Origin of the sequence: Mesorhizobium sp. AA22 (genome assembly GCF_001672375.2) — a bacterium.
Lineage (GTDB): Bacteria > Pseudomonadota > Alphaproteobacteria > Rhizobiales > Rhizobiaceae > Mesorhizobium > Mesorhizobium wenxiniae.
On record NZ_CP048406.1, the window covers coordinates 1,506,345 to 1,525,003 of the forward strand.

At 63.6% G+C, this 18,659-nt stretch carries 18 protein-coding genes; 9 read left to right on the plus strand and 9 right to left on the minus strand.

The genetic code is table 11. From position 1 onward, the window contains the following. The first annotated feature begins 6 nt into the window (after positions 1-6). Together hpt and A9K68_RS07340 are read left to right on the plus strand one after the other, a co-directional pair. A complete protein-coding gene (gene hpt / locus A9K68_RS07335) occupies positions 7-549 on the plus strand; it encodes a hypoxanthine phosphoribosyltransferase (RefSeq protein WP_065008502.1) in 543 nt (180 codons plus the stop codon). A gap of 63 nt (positions 550-612) precedes the next feature. Then, on the plus strand, positions 613-984 hold the full coding sequence (locus tag A9K68_RS07340; protein WP_065008501.1) for a response regulator: 372 nt from the start codon (positions 613-615) through the stop codon (positions 982-984). A gap of 20 nt (positions 985-1,004) precedes the next feature. On the opposite strand, the gene A9K68_RS07345 is transcribed toward A9K68_RS07340, so the two are convergent. Continuing rightward, complete coding sequence (locus A9K68_RS07345) at positions 1,005-1,955, minus strand: DMT family transporter (protein ID WP_065008500.1); 951 nt, start codon at positions 1,953-1,955, stop codon at positions 1,005-1,007. 225 nt (positions 1,956-2,180) lie between these two features. On the opposite strand from A9K68_RS07345, the gene A9K68_RS07350 reads away from it, so the two are divergent. Further along, positions 2,181-3,038: a LysR substrate-binding domain-containing protein gene (locus A9K68_RS07350; RefSeq protein ID WP_065008499.1), complete on the plus strand. Its 858-nt coding sequence runs from the start codon at positions 2,181-2,183 to the stop codon at positions 3,036-3,038. A 43-nt stretch (positions 3,039-3,081) separates the two neighbouring features. Here A9K68_RS07350 and A9K68_RS07355 read toward each other — a convergent pair whose 3' ends face one another. The 3 genes from A9K68_RS07355 to A9K68_RS07365 form a co-directional block, all read right to left on the minus strand. Beyond that, positions 3,082-3,360 (minus strand): glyoxalase superfamily protein, encoded by a 279-nt coding sequence (locus tag A9K68_RS07355; RefSeq protein WP_348640708.1) that lies wholly within the window; start codon positions 3,358-3,360, stop codon positions 3,082-3,084. A 130-nt stretch (positions 3,361-3,490) separates the two neighbouring features. After that, positions 3,491-6,133 (minus strand): TIGR02302 family protein, encoded by a 2,643-nt coding sequence (locus tag A9K68_RS07360; protein WP_065008498.1) that lies wholly within the window; start codon positions 6,131-6,133, stop codon positions 3,491-3,493. A gap of 172 nt (positions 6,134-6,305) precedes the next feature. After that, positions 6,306-7,247, minus strand: coding sequence for a threonine/serine dehydratase (locus tag A9K68_RS07365; RefSeq protein ID WP_065008497.1), 942 nt, complete (start codon positions 7,245-7,247; stop codon positions 6,306-6,308). 50 nt (positions 7,248-7,297) lie between these two features. Here A9K68_RS07365 and A9K68_RS07370 point away from each other — a divergent pair, with 50 nt between their 5' ends. Next, the gene (locus tag A9K68_RS07370; RefSeq protein ID WP_065008496.1) at positions 7,298-7,600 is read left to right on the plus strand and encodes a metalloregulator ArsR/SmtB family transcription factor; all 303 of its coding nucleotides are present in this window, start codon (positions 7,298-7,300) and stop codon (positions 7,598-7,600) included. Positions 7,601-7,610: 10 nt separating this feature from the next. Here A9K68_RS07370 and lysA read toward each other — a convergent pair whose 3' ends face one another. From lysA to argH, 3 genes are all read right to left on the minus strand, one after another. After that, positions 7,611-8,879: a diaminopimelate decarboxylase gene (lysA, locus tag A9K68_RS07375; protein ID WP_065008495.1), complete on the minus strand. Its 1,269-nt coding sequence runs from the start codon at positions 8,877-8,879 to the stop codon at positions 7,611-7,613. Positions 8,880-8,930: 51 nt separating this feature from the next. Next, positions 8,931-9,137, minus strand: a complete 207-nt coding sequence (locus tag A9K68_RS07380; RefSeq protein ID WP_029348597.1) for a hypothetical protein — start codon at positions 9,135-9,137, stop codon at positions 8,931-8,933. A 227-nt stretch (positions 9,138-9,364) separates the two neighbouring features. Further along, positions 9,365-10,765, minus strand: coding sequence for an argininosuccinate lyase (argH, locus tag A9K68_RS07385; RefSeq protein ID WP_065008494.1), 1,401 nt, complete (start codon positions 10,763-10,765; stop codon positions 9,365-9,367). A gap of 35 nt (positions 10,766-10,800) precedes the next feature. Here argH and A9K68_RS07390 point away from each other — a divergent pair, with 35 nt between their 5' ends. The 5 genes from A9K68_RS07390 (at position 10,801) to A9K68_RS07410 (ending at position 15,910) form a co-directional block, all read left to right on the plus strand. Continuing rightward, positions 10,801-11,487, plus strand: a complete 687-nt coding sequence (locus tag A9K68_RS07390; RefSeq protein WP_065008493.1) for a TlpA disulfide reductase family protein — start codon at positions 10,801-10,803, stop codon at positions 11,485-11,487. Between the two features lie 214 nt (positions 11,488-11,701). Further along, a complete protein-coding gene (ugpB, locus tag A9K68_RS07395; protein WP_065008492.1) occupies positions 11,702-13,012 on the plus strand; it encodes a sn-glycerol-3-phosphate ABC transporter substrate-binding protein UgpB in 1,311 nt (436 codons plus the stop codon). A gap of 81 nt (positions 13,013-13,093) precedes the next feature. Continuing rightward, entirely contained in the window at positions 13,094-13,978 is an 885-nt protein-coding gene (gene ugpA, locus A9K68_RS07400; RefSeq protein WP_029348593.1) for a sn-glycerol-3-phosphate ABC transporter permease UgpA, read from the plus strand. Between the two features lie 8 nt (positions 13,979-13,986). After that, positions 13,987-14,835 (plus strand): sn-glycerol-3-phosphate ABC transporter permease UgpE, encoded by an 849-nt coding sequence (gene ugpE / locus A9K68_RS07405; RefSeq protein ID WP_065008491.1) that lies wholly within the window; start codon positions 13,987-13,989, stop codon positions 14,833-14,835. A 7-nt stretch (positions 14,836-14,842) separates the two neighbouring features. Then, complete coding sequence (locus tag A9K68_RS07410; protein WP_065008490.1) at positions 14,843-15,910, plus strand: sn-glycerol-3-phosphate import ATP-binding protein UgpC; 1,068 nt, start codon at positions 14,843-14,845, stop codon at positions 15,908-15,910. A gap of 48 nt (positions 15,911-15,958) precedes the next feature. Here A9K68_RS07410 and A9K68_RS07415 read toward each other — a convergent pair whose 3' ends face one another. Together A9K68_RS07415 and A9K68_RS07420 are read right to left on the minus strand one after the other, a co-directional pair. Then, complete coding sequence (locus A9K68_RS07415; protein WP_065008489.1) at positions 15,959-17,041, minus strand: ABC transporter ATP-binding protein; 1,083 nt, start codon at positions 17,039-17,041, stop codon at positions 15,959-15,961. Beyond that, positions 17,038-18,624, minus strand: coding sequence for an iron ABC transporter permease (locus A9K68_RS07420; RefSeq protein WP_065008488.1), 1,587 nt, complete (start codon positions 18,622-18,624; stop codon positions 17,038-17,040). The genes A9K68_RS07415 and A9K68_RS07420 overlap by 4 nt, the downstream gene beginning before the upstream one ends. Positions 18,625-18,659: the final 35 nt, after the last annotated feature.

The window sequence follows — 18,659 nt, forward strand, 5'->3', positions numbered from 1 at the left end:
CGGCCAATGCCAATCGTGCGTGGCAAGAATATCGAGGTCTTGTTTTCGGCGTCGGCGATTGCCCGGCGCAATCTGGAGCTCGCCAAGGAGATCGCCGGGCACGATTATCAGGACCTTCTGGTGATTTCGGTGCTGAAAGGATCGTTCATCTTCGCCGCCGATCTTATCCGCGCCATGCACGATGTCGGCCTGTCGCCCGAGGTCGAGTTCATCTTCATTTCCAGCTACGGCGCCGGTACCACCAGCGGCGAGGTGAGGGTGCTGCGTGACATCGACAATGAAGTCGCCGGCCGCGACGTGCTGTTGATCGACGACATTCTCGAATCCGGCAAGACGCTGTCCTTCACCCGCGACCTGATGCTGTCGCGCGGCGCCAAAAGCTGCGGCATCGCCGTGCTGCTCGACAAGCGCATGCGCCGCCAGACTGCGCTCAACGCCAACTATGTCGGCTTCGACTGCCCCGACTATTTCGTCGTCGGCTACGGCATGGATGTCGCCCACGCGTTTCGCGAATTGCCGTTTGTCGGCGTTGTCAAGGGCGACGCATAGATTTATCTTCGATGCCGTTTGCGGTTCAGGAAAAGTCAACTTTTCCCCGCCAAACATTCCGCTATGGCAAAGCTCCTGATCGTCGAGGACGATGATTCCGTCCGCACCCTCGCCGCCCGCGCGCTCGAACGCGCCGGGCATATGATCGACATCGCCACCGACGGCGCGCAAGGGCTTGCCCTGATCCGCGCAGCACGTGGCGGCTATGACCTTGTCGTTTCCGATATCCGGATGCCGGAAATGGACGGCATCCAAATGGCCAAATCGGCGGCGTCGCTTTTTCCGGCGATGAAGATCTTGCTGATGACCGGCTATGCCGACCAGCGCGAGCGCGCCGAGGAATTGAATGGTGTCATTGTGGACGTCGTGCAAAAGCCGTTCACGCTGGCCGAAATCCGCGCGCGTGTCGAACAGGCGCTCGCCTGTTTTGCCTAGCGGCCAAAGCCTGATTGCAGTCAGGCCGGATCGCAGGTTGCCGCGATTGCCGGCGCGCTGCTCCGGCGCCGATTGGCGTTTAGCGCGAACAGACCGGCGCCGATGATGAGGGCCGCGCCGACGACGGTGGTCGATCGCGGCACTTCGGCAAAGAACAGGAAGCCCCACAGCGGCGACCAGATGATGCCGGTGTACTCGAAAGTGGCGACGCTGTTGGCGGGCGCCAGCCGGTATGCCTGCGACAACAGGACCATCCCAGCCGAAGCGACGAAGCCGCAGGCCGCCATCTTCAGGAAATCGATCGGCGTCGGCCAGATCCATGGCCTGACCAGGAATTCGAGGCTCGGATGCGTGGCGTGAGCTATTCCCGCCAGCCAGAACAGCCCGGCAACCACTGCAGCGCCCGAGAGGTAGACGCCGTTCTGATAGAACGCCATGACCGTGGCTGATTCGGTGTCGCCGATCTTGCGGGCCATCAACTGCGATAAGCCGTACAGCACCGCCGAGGCCAGCGACAGCACCGCCGCCCAGTCGAACAGCCCGGCACCGGGTCGCAGCATCACCAGCACGCCCAGCATCCCGACCATGATGGTGACCAGCGTCTGCCACGCCACTCGTTCGCCGAGATAAGGGCCGGCAAGCGCCATGATGAACAGCGGTGCCATGAAGTAGAGCGCCACCGCGTCGGCAAGCGGCAGGGCGGCGATCGCCAGATAGTAGACCGTGTAGGAGGTGAACAGGATGAAGGCGCGCGTCGTCAGCATGCGAAATCGCTTTGAAAAGATCGCTCTGAGCCCGACATCGGCATGAACGAGCACGAGAAGAATGGGCAGGGCGACGATGGAGCGGATCGCCATCACCTCGGTCACCGGATAGGTGCCCGACACGGCCTTGATCAGCGGATCCTGGAGCGAGAACACCAGAACGCCGAGGCAAAGGCTTGCCATGCCGAGAACGATCCGGTTCTGCATGTCGTTCGACGGTCTCCTTGCAGTGCGGCCCGGAACCGGCCTGCGTCCGGGGTAAAAAGAACCCGCCACCGTTTCGGGCAGCGGGTACGAGTGAGGACTCTAAATTGGTCCGCGGCCGATTTCGCAGCCGCATGTCCAATGGGTGAGGCGACTATTATCCGCCGTTTGACATGTTGCAAACGAATTGGAATGATGCCAGCAATCAGAATTTCTTATGGCGGACAAATGAAGCTCACGCTTGACAGCGACCTGCTGCGCACCTTCGTCGCGGTTGCCGATACCGGCAATTTCACCAAGGCAGCGGAGCAGGCCGGCCGTACCCAATCGGCGGTTTCGATGCAGATGAAGAAGCTCGAAGATGTGCTCGGCGACAGTCTGTTCGAGCGCGGCTCGCGCGGTGTGGCGCTGACGCGACGCGGCGCCGAACTCATCGTCAACGCCCGCCGGATCGTGTCGCTGCTGGACGAGACGGCTGCCTCGATGGTCGCGGCGCCGCTTGGCGGCCCGGTGCGCATCGGCATTCCAGAAGAATATGGCCACGCGATCCTGTCGCGCGCGCTCGGCGCTTTTGCCAAGCGCCATCCTCAGGTCGACATCACCGTCCGCTACGCGCATTCGGGTGCGCAGATCGCGGCGCTCGCCGCCGGCGACCTCGATCTGGCGGTGGTGTTCGAGTGGCAGGACCTCTCCGGCGGAGAGGTGCTGATGCATGATCCGACCGTATGGGTAACGTCGGAGCTGCATCACATGCATGAGGAGCGACCGGTGCCGATCGCCCTCTATAATCGTGCCGGCTGGTGCAAGGATTTCGCGATCAAGTCGCTGGAGCAGCGCGGTCTCGCCTACCGCGTCGCCTATACCAGCGACACCAATGGCGGCCTGCGGCTCGCCGTCACCTCCGGGCTGGCGATCGCGCCGATCTCGCGCAGCAACATCCCGGCCGGCTGCCGCGAACTTACGGCCGCCGACGGGTTCGGCGACATCGATTCGTCGAACGTGGTGCTGCGCCGCAATCCGAACGCTTCCGGCGAGGCCATAGACGGCATGGAAGAGGCGATCCGCGAGGCGTTCACCAATCGCTAAGCATGTACCGTCCTCGATCGGATGGGATCGGGAAGGGCAGCCGCTATGCGACGTCTTCGTAGAAGGTCAGCCGATTGCCGAACGGATCGCCGACGGTGACCTCCCTTGTCTGCCAAGGTGTCTCTTCCAGTCCCGGCCTGGCAAAACGGTACTTTTTCGCTATCAGTTCGCGGTGCAGCGCCGCGGTGTCACCCGCTTCGACGCGGATGTGAGAGCCCGGCGCGCCGTCGCCGTGGTGTTCGCTCAGATGCAGCACGCAGCCATCGCGCGAAATTCCCATATAGAGGGGTGCGTTGTCGTCGAAGCGATGCTCGAACTGCACTTCGAAACCGAGGAAGCCGACAAGAATTCATGCGCCTTGGCGATGTCGAAGATGCGCAGGATCGGGGTAAGGGCGCCGAGTTTCACCATGGCGGTCTCAATGGTTCGATGCTTGAGGCGATAGGAGAGGTTTACTTCAGCTCCAGCAGCCGCTCCAGATAGCTGCGCTCGATATCGGGGCTGAGCGCGTTGCCGAGCCGCTTGCGGATCGCTTCTAGGATCTGGCGGGCGCGCTGCACGTCGATTTCGTCCGGCACCTTCACCGAATCGCCGAAGTCAGGGCCCTCGGTGGCGCGTGGCCGGCCAAGCGGATCGCGGTCGGCATTCTGCTGGCGGCCGCCCCGCTCGCCGTCGCCCTCGTCGCCCTGCATGGCCTGCAATTGCTTCATCATGTCCTTGGCGCCCCTGCGCAACGCTTCCAGCGCGCGGCCCTGGTGACCGACGGCCTGGTCGCCATCGCTGTCGCCAAGCGCCTGTTCGGCATTGCCCATGGATTTGCCGGCCTCGCCAAATCCTTCATTGGGCTCGAGACCCATGCCTTCGAGGCCTTTCCTCAGCTGGTCGAGGTCGCCTTGCAGCTTGCCCTGGCCTTCCTGCAACCGCTTCAGCGCGTCGGCGAATTCCTGCGGCGTCATCGGCCGGCCGAGCGGATCGCGGTCTTCACCTGGGCCGGGCTGCTCGCCCTGTTGGCCCATTTGGCCCTGCTCACCGTTCTCGCCGAGCTGCTGGTCGCGATTCTGCCCGCGCTGTTGCTGGCCGCGCTGCATCTGGTCCATGCGGAACGTCTCGTTCATCATCTCCTGCTGGCGCCGCATGATCTCGCCGAGCTTGTCCATCTGCTGGCGCATTTCGCTGTTCTGCTGGCCGCCCTGTTGCTGACGTCCGGCCTGGAGATTGTTCATCATATCCTGCAGTTGCGAAAGCAATTGCTGCGCGCTGTCGCGATCGCCTGATTTCGCCAGGTTTTCGATCTGGTCCATCATGCGTTCGATGTCGCTCTGGCGCAGTTCCTGGCCGTTCTGCTGCATCTGCGGCGCGTTCGGATTCTGCTGCGCACGCTGGGCGAATTCCTGCAGGAACTGGTTCATCGCCTCGCGCAGTTCCTTCATCGCCTTGTCGATTTCCTCGTCGCTGGCGCCGTTCTTGATCGCGTCCTGCAGCGCCTGCTGCGCCTGGCGCAGCCGCCGCTCGGCCTCCGAAAGATTGCCTTCCTCGATGCCGAGCGCGATCTCCCACAGATAGGCGACCTCGTCGCGCAGCTTGTCGTCGCTGTCAGCCATCTTCAACCGGGTGCGGGCGCTCATGACGGCGAGGTAGTGCGCCATGTTGTCGAACGTATCTTCGGGCCTGAGCGTGATCGCGTCCATCAGGTCGAGCACGCGGCTCTTGGAGTTGGCGTCGAGCGCCAGCACGCGGCGCTGCTCGATCACGGCCCTCGCCAGCGGGTTGGAGAAAGGCCGCTCCGGCATCACCAGCGTCTTAGTCTCGCTGGTTGCCGTATGTCCGGCGTCGTCGGTGGCGACAAGCGTGAGCTTGATGTTGCCGCCAGCCCAGACATGCTCGGTCAGGTCCTTCGTGGTCTTGGCGGCGTTCCCCTTGGCGCCGCGGCGCGGCAGCGTCAGCGGCATTTCGGGCGGGCCATAGAGCGGATGCGCATTCGGCGCCGGTGGATCGGCCAATGCGAAATCCGCCTTGGCGGAGGCCGCGCCATAGTCGTCGTCGATCTGGTAGTTGAGTTCGAAGGAGCCGTTGACGGCGCGTTTCGGCTCGCCGACGAAGCGGATCTGTGGCGGCTTGTCCGGGATCACCGCGAAGGCCCAGTTGCCGAGTTCGTCATTGCCCGATTGCAGCGTCAGCGTGCCGTTGGTCGTCAGCTTTCCTGTGAACTGGCGCACCGTGGAGGGCGTTGCCGTCGAGGGCGTTGCCGCCGCCGGTTTGGCCGCGTCGGCCTTCTGCCCGGTCGGTTCGATGGTGCTGGCGTTGCCGTCGGCGTCGGCGTAGCTCAGCGTTTCCTCGCCCGAACCGCCGGTGACGCGCAGGGACACATCGCTGCCTTCCGGAACGGTGAAGGTGGACGCAGCCTGCTTGCCGTTGTCGGCGAGGGCTGGGTTGGCGAGGGCGGGGGAAGTGAGGAAGACCGGCGGCCTGCCGGTGTAGGCCGGCGGCGTCACCCAGGCGTCGATGCGCGGCGGCACCGCGTCGCGCGCCGCGTGGGCACTGAACCCGTCTGCGATGCGGCCACCCGACGGTCCAAAGGAGAAGGCAAAGGCGGTGACCAACAAAAGCGCCGCCACGGCGCGCAGCCCCCACGGGTCGCGCTCCGGAACCCGGGTGCGTGGCATGTCGCCACCAAGGTTACCGAGTTTTTCGGCCATGCGTTTCTGGTGCTCACGCCACAGCGCTTGCGAAAAAATACTCTCCCTGCCGCTCGGCCGGTCGGTCTGCACCAGCACCGGGCTGTGCAGCAATTGGTTGGCAGCCTCGATGCGCCGGTCGATCTCGGCGCTGGTCGGCACCCGGAAGAAACGCAGGGGATAGAGCGTGGCAAGGGCTGCGATGCCGAACACTGCCATGAGGCTCATGCGCGCGGTGTCGGGCAGCAGAAGGAAGAGGCCAAGCCACGAGACGCTGAGGAACAGGCTGGCGACGATGACCAGCGGAAGAAGCAACGGCCAGCCACGCTCGACCGTCATCGAGACCCGTGTCGCCAGCCGGCTCAGAGCAAGGCGCCCGGCCAGGCTGCGATCACTGGTGAAGGTGGGTCGTTGCGTCATCGGCCCTTCCTATTCGGGCGGATAACCCGAACCTCACAAATCTATCGCACCGGCCCGAGAATCGGATGCGAAGGACTCAAACTCTTAGATGCATGTCGCTCCAAACATACCAAGAAACACGGCGAAGGCGAGGCAGTTCCCTAAAACGTGAACAGGACTGCCCCCGTTATCGTCAGAATTTAGCCGGATTGGCGTTTGCACCGCAGACCAGTACCGCGACACGCTCGCCCGCAGCCGGCGCGTACCGGCCGGACAGGATCGCCGCGAAGGCCGCAGCGCCGCCCGGCTCGGCGATGATTCGCACTCGGTCCCAAAGCGCCGCCTGCGCGGCGATAATCTCGTCGTCGCTGACCAATATGGAACGCTCGACGAATGCCTCGGCGATTGGAAACATCATTTCGCCGACGCGCTTCGGCGCCAGCGAATCGGCGGCGATCCCCTCGGCTGGCGCATCGACGGGTTGACCGGCCTCGAAGGCGCGATAAAGCGTCGGCGCTCCTTCGGGCTCGACGGCGACGATCCTGATTCGGCCGGCAAACCAGGCGGCGATGCCGCCGATCAGGCCGCCGCCACCGACGGCGACCAGCAGTGTGTCGAGTTCAGGCAGGTCGGCCTCGATCTCGAGGCCAAGCGTGCCTTGCCCGACAAGCGTTTCCTCCTGGTTGAAGGCGTGGATCTGCAGTGCACCGCACTTTTCGGCAAAGTCTTCGCTGGCGACCAGCGCCTCGGCATAGCGCGCGCCACCGATGACCAGCTCGGCGCCGTAGGCGCGGATGCGTTCCAGCTTGGCCGGCGGGCTCACTTCGGGAACGAAGATGGTCGCCTTGTGACCGAGCCGCATGGCGGCATAGGCGACCGCAGCGCCATGATTGCCGCCCGATGCCGAGACAACGCCAGCCTTGGGAACCGGCCGCTCGAGAAGATTGGTGAAGGCGCCACGTGCCTTGAACGAGCCAGAATGCTGCAGGCATTCGAGCTTCAGGTCGACGGCAAGAGGCGGACGGCCGAAATCGGCCATGTCGACGCGCAGCACCGGCGTGTGGCGCACGAATGGCCGGATGCGGGGTTCCATGGCGGCGATGCGTTCGCGTGTGATGCTATTGCGGTTAAGCATGGCCTGCTCCCAAGGATTGACATCACTTAGTAACTTAGCAAAATGGCTAAATGCAAGAGGTTGATGTCTTCAAGGCGATCGCCAACGAGCGCAGGCTGCAAATCCTCGAGTGGCTGAAGGACCCGCGCGCGCATTTTCCACGCCAAGCGGATGGCGATCTTGTCGAGGACGGCGTCTGCGCGCTGCTGATCGCCGAAAAGCTGGGGATCACCCAAGCGACGCTCAGCGAGCACATGCGGGTGCTCACCCGAGCCGGCCTTCTCAGCAGCAAGCGTATCAAACAGTGGACGTTCTATCGCCGCGACGAGGGCAGGATCGCCGAGACTAGGGCGCTGATTCAGCACTGGCTGTAGCGCTGCGGGTCTATTCCAGCCAGCCAGGCAGCGAATCCAGCCCGATCAGCTCGTCATAAGTCTGGCGCGGGCGCACGACATGGAAACGGTCGCCGTCGACAAGCACTTCGGGCACCAGCGGCCTGGTGTTGTAAGTGCCGGCCTGCACCGCGCCATAGGCACCGGCGGTGGCGATGGCGATCATGTAGCCGGCCTTGAGCCGGGGCAGGTCGCGGTCGAGGCCGAGATAATCGCCGGTCTCGCAGACCGGGCCGACGACGTCGACCGTCATGCGTGGCGCCGCGGCCGGCTGCTGCACCACCGGCTTGATGTCATGGAAGGCGTCATAGAGCGTCGGCCGGATCAGATCGTTCATCGCGGCGTCGACAACCAGGAAGTTCTTGGCGTCGCCCTCCTTCACGAAGATCACTTGCGAGACAAGGATGCCGGCATTGCCGACGATCAGCCGGCCCGGCTCGAACATCACCTTCAGCCCGAGCTTGGTGACGTGCTTCTTGACGATCTGGGCATAAGCGTCCGGCAACGGAGGCGGACTGTTGTCGACGCGGTAGGGAATGCCGAGACCGCCGCCGAGATCGATATGCTCGATGGCGTGCCCGTCGGCACGCAGCACGCCGACCAGCTCCACCAGCAGCGCGAAGGCGTCGTCGAACGGCTGCAATTCGGTGATCTGGCTGCCGATATGGGTGTCGATGCCGGTGACCTTGATGCCTGGCAGTTCAGCTGCGCGGGCATAGACCTGGCGTGACTTCTGCCAGGGAATGCCGAACTTGTTCTCGGCCCTGCCGGTGGAGATCTTCTTGTGGGTTTTGGCGTCGACATCGGGATTGATGCGCAGCGAGATCGACGCCACCTTTCCCAGTGCCGTGGCGCGGGCCGACAGCAATTCAAGTTCCGGTTCGGATTCGACGTTGAAGCAGAGAATGCCGGCCGAGAGCGCAAAATCCATTTCGCGCGCGGTCTTGCCGACGCCCGAAAACAGGATCTTGTTGGCCGGAATGCCAGCGGCCAGGGCGCGGCGCAATTCGCCTTCCGAGACCACGTCGGCGCCGGCGCCGAGCTTGGCCAGGATCTTTAGCACCGCCTGGTTGGAATTTGCCTTCATGGCGTAGCAGACCAGCGCGTCGAGCCCGGCAAAGGCCTGCGAAAACACGCGGAAATGCCTGGTCAGCGTCGCCGTCGAATAGCAATAGAACGGCGTGCCGACGCTTGCGGCGATATCTGATATCGCCACGTCCTCGGCATGCAGCACGCCGTCGCGGTAGTCGAAATGGTTCACAACAGTGGTTCCGGATGTTGGAGCCGATAAGATCGGCCGATCTCATCGGCTCTAGATCAGCGGGTCGAGAATGAACTTCTTGTCCTTGACCGGTTTTTCCGGCTCCGGCGGCACGGGCTGCTCGGCCTTTTGTGCGTCCTTGCGCGCCTGCACGGCCGCCTCATAGGGCGTGTCGAGGCCGGCTTTCCTGCCGCAGGCCGTTACGGTTGCCAGCGCCACCAGCAGCGTCAACGTCACCAAAATCCTGCTTGCGGTCATCGATCCATCCGTCTGAAACTTTTGCCCGCCGCTTTTAGCCGAGTTTTGCTGGCATTGCACCTAGTGTGGTGGATTAGAAGTTCCTGTCATTGATGGCATTCGCGTCCAGGAACTTCAAATCCAAAACCACACTAGAATTCATCAATTACTCGTGCGGCTTTTGAATCCGAAATTCGCTCGCCGCGCTGCTCCAGCGTGATGCGAATTTCGGATTCGCCGCACGAGCATCACGCCTTGGCGATGTGCTTTTTCCAGTACCGGATCTGCTTCCTCACCTCCGACGGCGCGGTGCCGCCGAAGCTCGTGCGGCTCTTCACCGAATTCTGTACGGCAAGCACCGAAAACACGTCCGCCGTGATGCCGGGGTGAATGGACTGCAAGTTTTCCAGCGGCAGCCTGTCGAGCCCGATTTTCTTCTCCTCGGCCAGCGCCACCGCGCGGCCGGTGACGTGGTGCGCCTCGCGGAACGGCAGGCCGAGCGTGCGCACCAGCCAGTCGGCAAGGTCGGTCGCGGTCGAATAGCCTGACCCGGCGGCCTTCTTCATGGCGGCCGCGTTCACCGTCATGTCGCGCACCATGCCGGTCATCGCCGCCAGCATCAGATCGAGCGTCTCGGCGGCGTCGAACACGGATTCCTTGTCCTCCTGCATGTCCTTGCCGTAGGTCAGCGGCATGCCCTTCATCACCGTCAGCAGGCCGACCAGATGGCCGGTGACGCGGCCGGTCTTGCCGCGCACCAGCTCGGCGGCGTCGGGGTTCTTCTTCTGCGGCATGATCGAGGAGCCGGTGGAGAATGAGTCCGACAGCCTGACGAAGCCGAATTGCGGCGTCGACCAGATGATGATCTCTTCGGCGAGCCGCGACAGATGCGTCGCGCAGATCGCCGCCAGCCCCAAGAATTCCAGTGCGAAATCGCGGTCCGAAACGCTGTCCAGCGAGTTGCGCATCGGTTCGCGGAAGCCGAGGGCCTTGGCCGTCTGGTTCCGGTCGATCGGAAAGCTGGTGCCGGCAAGGGCGGCCGCACCGAGCGGGCTTTCGTCCATCCGTTCGATGGCGTCGCGGACACGCGACAGGTCGCGCGAAAACATCTCGACAAAGGCCATGCAGTGGTGGCCGAAGGTCACCGGCTGCGCCGCCTGCATGTGGGTGAAGCCCGGCATCACCGTCGCCGCATGCTCCTCGGCCCGTTCCAGGAACGCCGTGATCAGGCCCTTCAGCGCCTCGGCGACGCGAAAGCATTCGTCTTTGACCCACAGCCTGAGATCGACCGCTACCTGGTCGTTGCGCGAGCGGGCGGTATGCAGGCGGCCGGCGGCCGGGCCGATCAGCTCTGCAAGGCGGGCCTCGACATTCATGTGGATGTCTTCCAGCCTGGTCGAGAACTCGAACGTGCCGGCTTCGATCTCTGCCAGGATCGTGTTCAGCCCGTGAGCGATTTTTTCTTGATCGGCCGTCGAAATAATGCCCGTTTGCGCCAGCATCTCGCTATGGGCGATCGAGCCTCTGATATCCTGCGCATAGAGTTTGCGGTCGAACGAGATCGACGCGTTGATCGCTTCCATAATCGCGGCCGGACCCGAGGCAAAACGTCCGCCCCACATCTGGTTGCTGGCCTTCTTGTCGCTCATCGCTATAACCCGTGCTCCGGAGCAGTTTTTAGAAAATGGCAGACGGCAATCGATTTTTCCCGGCCCCGCGCCTCATCCTCGCCGCTTTGGTGGCGGGCGTGCTTGCGGGCGCGGTCGCGGTATATGTCAGCGAGAGCGGTTCTGGCAACAACGCGCCCGCGCCAGTCGCCGTTGGCGACAGCAAGGACGATGTCGCCTGCGGCGCCAAGGCCGACCGCGCCAAGACGGTCGCGGCGGCTGCCACCGGCCAGGTCGCAGCACTTTTGCCGGCTGATCCGCCGCAATCGCTGAAGGGCCTTGCCTTCAACGACCCTGGCGGCAAGCCGATGACGCTCGCCGACCATGCCGGCAAGACGTTGCTGCTCAATCTGTGGGCGACATGGTGCGCACCCTGCCGCGCCGAAATGCCGGCGCTCGACGCGCTGCAAAAAGAAATGGGCAGCGACACCTTCGAGGTCGTCGCGGTCAACGTCGATGTCGGCGACGACGCCAAGCCGAAGAAGTTCCTCGAGGAAACCGGCGTCAAGGCGCTCGGCTACTACCGCGATTCGACGATGGCGCTGTTTAACGATCTCAAGACGCGCGGCCTGGCGCTCGGCCTGCCGGTCACCATGCTGATCGACGGTGAAGGCTGCCTGATCGCTCACATGAACGGCCCGGCCGAATGGTCGGGAGCGGACGCCAAGCGGCTGGTCGTGACAGCGCTCGGAAAGTCGGACTAGGCGCCAGCGATTGTTGCCGATCTTCGTCGCCTTGTTCGAGCCGTAAGCCGGCTTAGTAATCCCTTTCCATCAGCTCTCATTCGCAAGCGTGCACCACTTTACGTGGAGATCGAGTTCATCGATCCGCAACAAAACCGTTGTCCAATTGTCACGAGCGGCACATATTGCCTTTGCGAGAGTGCCCTTTCGCCAATGACAAAACGGGAGATGAAACATGAAGTTCTTCGGCTTCGCGGCCGGTGTCGCCGCCACCTTGACGCTGCTTTCCACCACCTCCGCTTTCGCCGTCACGCAGATCAGCTGGTGGCACGCCATGACCGGCGCCAACGCCGAAGTTGTCGACAAGATCTCCAAGGATTTCAACGCCAGCCAGAGCGACTATGAGCTGGTTCCGGTGTTCAAGGGCACCTATCCCGAGACGCTGAATGCCGGCATCGCTGCCTTCCGCGCCGGACAGGCGCCCGATATCCTCCAGGTGTTCGATGTCGGCACCGGCGTGATGATGGCGGCCGAGGGTGCGATCAAGCCGGTGGCCGAGGTGATGACCGGTGCCGGGATGACCTTCGACAAGAGCCAGTATCTGCCCGGCATCGTCGGCTATTATTCGAAGCCGGACGGCACCATGCTGTCCTTCCCCTACAACTCCTCCTCGCCGATCCTCTATTACAACAAGGACATCTTCCAGAAGGCGGGCCTCGACGTGAACAGCCCGCCGAAGACCTGGAACGAGGTGTGGGAAGCTGCCAAGAAGATCAAGACGAGCGGCGCCGCCTCATGCGGCTATACCTCGACCTGGCTGACCTGGATCCATCTGGAGAATTTCGCGGCGTGGAATGATGTGTCCTGGGCCACCCAGCAGAACGGCCTCGCCGGCGGTGATGTCGAGCTCAAGATCAATGCGCCGATTTTCGTCAGCCACTTCCAGGCGCTCACAGACCTCGCCAAGGACGGCACCTTCAAATATGGCGGGCGCACCTCCGAAGCCAAGCAGATCTTCCTGGCCGGCGAATGCGGCATCTTCACCGAATCGTCGGGCGGCCTCGGCGACATCGTCAAGTCCGGCATGAACTATGGCATCGGCCAGCTTCCCTACGACACCGACGCCAAGGGCGCTCCGCAGAACACCACGCCGGGCGGCGCCAGCCTGTGGGTCTTCGGCAACAAGTCGGACGAGCAATACAAGGGCGTCGCGACCTTCTTCGCCTATCTGTCCAAGACCGATGTGCAGGAATATCTGCACCAGAAGTCGGGATACCTGCCGGTGACGCTCGCCGCCTACGAGGCGACCAAGAAATCAGGCTTCTATGACAAAAACCCCGGCCGCGAGACACCCATCCTGCAGATGACGGGCAAGGCGCCGACCGACAACTCGAAGGGCGTGCGCCTGCCGAATCTGCCGCAGGTGCGCGATATCCAGAACGAGGAGATCGAGAAGATGCTGGCCGGCCAGCAAACCGCTCAGCAGGCGCTTGACAACGCGGTCACGCGCGGCAACGCCGCGATCAAGGAAGCGCTGGAGAACTGATTAGATTATCCCGGTTAATCGATTCGAATATCGCCCACGCGAGCTCGCGTGGGCGACCCCTGGATAGCGAGGGAAATCAGCCTGTCTCCACGCATCGTCTTTCCCAACAAGATCCTGCCCTACCTGCTGGTGGCGCCGCAACTCGCCATAACACTGGTTTTCTTCTACTGGCCGGCCGGTCAGGCGCTTTACCAGTCGATGCTCAGGCAAGACCCGTTCGGGCTGAGGACTAGGTTCGTCTGGTTCGCCAATTTCCGCAAGGTGCTGGCCGATCCGGCCTACCTCAACTCGATCCACGTCACCGTAGTGTTTTCGCTTGCGACGGCGATCGTTGCGATGGGCGTGGCCCTTTTGCTTGCGGTCATGGCCGAGAAGGCCGTGCGCGGCAAAGGCCTGTACCGCACATTGTTGATATGGCCCTATGCCGTGGCGCCGGCGATTGCCGGCATGCTGTGGCTGTTTCTGTTCAATCCTTCGATCGGCTCGTTGGCGTATTTGCTGAGAAGCCTCGGCATCGCATGGGACCCGCTGCTCAACGGCACCCACGCCATGATCCTGCTGGTGTCGGCGGCTGCCTGGAAGCAGATCAGCTACAATTTCCTGTTCTTCGTCGCCGGGCTGCAGGCGGTGCCGAAAACGCTGATCGAGGCGGCGGCGATGGATGGCGCCGGCGAGACCAAGCGCTTCTGGACCATCGTCTTCCCGCTGCTTGCGCCGACGACCTTTTTCCTGCTGGTCGTCAACACCGTCTATGCCCTGTTCGACACTTTCGGCATCGTTCATGCCGTCACCGGCGGCGGGCCGGGCAAGACCACCGAGACGCTGGTCTACAAGGTCTATAATGACGGCTTCGTCAATCTGATCCTGGGCGACTCGGCGGCGCAGTCGGTTATCCTGATGGCCATCGTCATTGCGCTCACCGCCATCCAGTTCCGCTACGTGGAACGCAAAGTCCATTACGGTTGAGGGCAGCGATGATCGGCCAATCCCCGCTCCGCACCTTCATCGCCCATGCCGTGCTCATCCTTGGCCTATTGATCGTGGCTTTTCCGATCTACTACACCTTCGTTGCCTCGACACACACGCTGCAAACCATCCTCAGGCCGCCGCTGCCGCTCTTGCCCGGCGGCCAGCTCTGGAACAATTACAGCGAGGCGCTGTTCGGCGGCATTGGCCGCATCGGCGGTGTCAGCGTCGGCCAACTGCTCCTCAACACCACGGTCATGGCGCTCGGCGTTGCGGTGGGAAAGATCTTCATCTCGATCCTGTCGGCCTATGCGATCGTGTTCTTCCGCTTTCCCTTGCGCATGACCTTCTTCTGGCTGATCTTCATCACCTTGATGCTTCCCGTTGAGGTGCGCATCCTGCCGACCTACAAGGTTATGGTCGACCTCGGCATGATCGACACCTACGCCGGCCTGATCATCCCGCTGATTGCCTCCGCCACCGCGACGCTGCTGTTCCGCCAGTTCTTCATGACCATACCGGGCGAATTGGTCGAGGCGGCGCGTGTCGATGGTGCCGGGCCATGGCGCTTCTTCTTCGATATCCTCTTGCCACTGTCGCGCACCAACATCGCGGCGCTTTTCGTGATCCTCTTCATCTACGGCTGGACGCAGTACCTTTGGCCGCTGCTCGTCACCAACAGCAACGATATGAACACCATCGTCATCGCGCTGAGAAAGATGGTTTCCTTCGCCGATGCCGATACCGAATGGCACCTGGTCATGGTCACGGCGATGCTGGCCATCGTGCCGCCGATCCTGGTGGTCGTGCTGATGCAACGCTGGTTCGTGCGCGGCCTGGTCGAATCCGAAAAGTGAGAAGCCGATGGCGACCGTCGATCTGAGGGACGTGAAGAAGGTCTATCCCGGCGGCGTCGAAGCCGTGAAGGGGATCTCCATCGCCATTCCCGACAGGGAGCTTTGTGTTCTGGTCGGCCCCTCCGGCTGCGGCAAGTCCACGCTGCTGAGGATGATCGCCGGGTTGGAGACCATTTCTGCCGGTACGGTCGCCATCGACGGCAAGGTGGTCAACGCCATTGGCCCGACCGAGCGCGACATCGCCATGGTGTTCCAGAACTACGCGCTTTACCCGCATATGAAGGTCTACGACAACATGGCCTATGGCCTGCGCAATCGCGGCACGCCGAAGGACGAGATCGACAGCAGGGTGCGCTCGACAGCCAAGGTGCTGGAGCTTTCGGCGCTGCTCGACCGGCGCCCGCGCGAGCTTTCCGGCGGCCAGCGCCAGCGCGTCGCCATGGGCCGCGCCATCGTGCGCAACCCGAAAGTCTTCCTGTTCGACGAGCCGCTCAGCAATCTCGATGCCAAACTGCGCGGCCAGATGCGGGTCGAGATCAAGAATTTGCAGCGCACGCTTGGCGTCACCTCGGTCTATGTCACCCACGACCAGCTGGAGGCGATGACGCTGGCCGACATCCTTGTTGTCATGAACGCCGGACTGGTCGAGCAAACGGGCGCGCCGCTCGACGTCTACGAGAAGCCAGCCTCGATCTTCGTCGCTTCCTTCATCGGCGCGCCGCCGATGAATCTTCTGGCGCTAACCGGAAGTTCCTCGGGCCCGCTACTGGCCGACGGCACGGCGATCGGCTTTGCGGCCCCTGCAACACCAGCCGTGACACTGGGTTTTCGTCCGGAAGATGCCGACGTGACCTTCAATGCGGGGGCGCTGGCCGGTGCGCTCGTCCTGCCGGCGACAGTCGAGGCAGTCGAACCGGTCGGTGCCGAAAGCTTTCTTCACTGCGCCGCAGGCGGTAGCCGTATCGTCGTACGCGTCTCAGGGCGCGCCGCCGCAAATCCTGGTGACCAGTTGCGCGTCGTGGCCAAAGCCGAAAAGCTGCATTGGTTCGATCAGGCCGGAAAACGGGTCGAGTGAAGCCAGCCTGTCGTCCTGGCCAGCGAACCGCGCGAGGCGCAAGGCCGTTCAGGCAAACACATGCGCCTTGCCCGACACCGTCAGCCGGACGATCTCGCCAACCCCCGGTGTGTCCATGCCCGGCTTGCGCAGGATCAATGGCGTGTTGCCGATCGCGGCTGCGTCCGGCGGATCGGGACTGTTCAAGAGCCGCACCGCGATGGTGCACATCGAACCGGCGAATTCGGACTCCGTCACTTCGCCGAACAGCATGTCCGGCGTGCCCGACATGCCTTCGCGCGATGTCCGTTTCAACAGCACCTGTTCCGGCCGCAGCATGATGCGGACGATATCGCGCCGCTCGGTGCTGTCGACGGCGATGCGGCCGAGCGGCGAGTTGGCGAAGCCGTCCGCGATCTTGGCCGGCAGGATGATGGCATCGCCGAGGAATTCGGCGACCATCCTGTCCTTCGGTTTGAGATAGAGTTCGTGCGGCGTGCCGATTTGCGAGAATTTTCCATCGCGCATCACCGCGACCTGGCTGGCAAAGGACAGCGCCTCGGCCTGGTCGTGCGTGACCAGGATCGTGGTGATACCGGCGGTCTCCAGAAGTTCGGCCACCGCCTTGCGCATCGAGGCGCGCAGCCCGGTGTCAAGCGCCGAGAACGGCTCGTCGAGCAGCATCAGTCGCGGCTTCATGGCCATGGCGCGGGCCAGCGCCACACGCTGCTGCTGGCCGCCGGAGAGCTCGTGCGGCCGCCGTTTCAGGATCGCCTTGTCGAGCCCGACGATATAGGCGAGCTCGACGATGCGCTCGGTGCGCTTGTCCTCGTGATGCCGCATGCCGAAGCCGATATTGGCGGCGATGCTCAGATGCGGGAACAGGGCGCCGTCCTGCGACACCACGCCGATGCCGCGCCGATAGGCGGGCACGGCGGCGCCGCCATTGGCCAGCACCTCGCCGTCAAGCACGATGCGGCCCTGGTCCGGCGCCTCAAAGCCGGCGATCAGCCGCAGCAAGGTCGTCTTGCCGCAGCCGGACGGCCCGACGATCGCGGTGCGGCTGCCGCTGGCCACGCTGAGATCGACACCGGCCAGTGCGGCCACCGGGCCGTAGTGCTTGTGCACATCGGTGAGTTCGAGGAAGCTCATCGTCCGGCCATCCGCTTAGACTGGACATAAAGCAGCCAGGTCAGCGGCAGCGAGATCGTCACCATAATGAGGGCGTAAGGTGCGGCGGACGCATAGTCGATCTCGCCGCTGTGCGCCCAGAACGCCATCGCCAGCGTGCGGGTGCCGTTGGGCGCCAGCATCTGCGTTGCGGTCAATTCGTTCATGATGCCCAGCGCCACCAGCGCCATGCCTGCCGCGGCACCCGGCGCCGACAGGCGGATCGTCGTCGACCACAGCGCCTTGAGCGGTGACCGGCCGAGACTGGCGGCGGCGAGTTCGAGCTCGACCGGCGCCTGCGCGATCGACGCCCGCAGGCTGATCAGGGCGCGCGGCAGGAACATCAGCGCATAGGCAACGAGGATTGTGAACAGGGTCTGGTAGAACGGCAGAGCGATGCGCACGGTGATGGTGACCAGCGCCAGCGCTACGACGACGCCGGGCAACGATCCGACGATGTAGTTGCAAGCCTCCAGAAGACGCTGCAGCGGTCCCGGCGCGCGGATTGAGATCCAGGCCATCGGCAGGGCGGCGATGGTGGCGAGCAGGGCGCCGGCGAGCGCCAGGAACAGGGTCTGGCCGAGCGCAAGGCCGATCTCATCGAGGCGCCAGACATCGGCACCGCCGGCCACGAGCCAGCGGCCGATGGTGACGAACGGCACGCCCAGCGCCAGCAGAGTGGTGATAACCGGCAGCAGCAGGCACGGGAGCGTGGCGCGGCCGAGCCTTGTGCGTTGCTGCTGGCGCGCGGCGCCCGAGCCGACGCGGGCATAACGCTCCTCGCCGCGCACGAGCACTTCGATCCCGAGCAGCACGAAACAGCATGTCACCAGCACCGCAGCCAGCATGTTGGCGGCGGGGCCATTGAAGGTCGACTGGAACTGGTCGACGATCGCCGTGGTGAAGGTGTCGAAGCGGATGAACACGTAAAGACCGTATTCGGCCAGGAGATGCAGGCCAACCAGTAGAGAGCCACCGCAGATGGCGAGCCTGAGCTGCGGCAGCACCACCCGCCGGAACACGCGCCACGGCCCGAGGCCGACAGCTGCCGCGGCATCTTCGAGAGCAGGATCGAGCCGGCGCAAAGCTGCCGCCACCGGCAGATAGAGGAACGGGAAATAGGCGACGACGGAAACCAGAACGCCGGCCCACAGGCCATGCAGTCCCGGCACCAGGGTGATCCAGGCATAGCTGTGGACGAAGGCGGGGATGGCGAGCGGCGCCACCGACAGCCAGGCCCACAGGCGGGAACCGGGTAGATCGCTGCGTTCGGTCAGCCAGGCCAGCGCCACCGAGAGCACGATACAGATCGGTACCGCGAGCATCACCAAAAGCAGGGTGTTGACCAGCAGCTCGCCGACGCGCGGCCGGAAGACCAGTGCCGATACGGTCTCCCAGCCGGTCTGCACGGCAATCCAGATGATGAAGGCGAGCGGCAGCAGGGAGAAAAGTGAGATCAGGATGGCGGCAAGCGAAATCCAGGATATCGGCGGCCGGCGCGTCCATTGCCCAGCAACCATGCCGATCGGCAGGACCGAGCGTGCAAGGTCGGCCGCAGACTGCATCAGCTCAGGCGCCGTGCCGCTGCCGCCCGATGGCG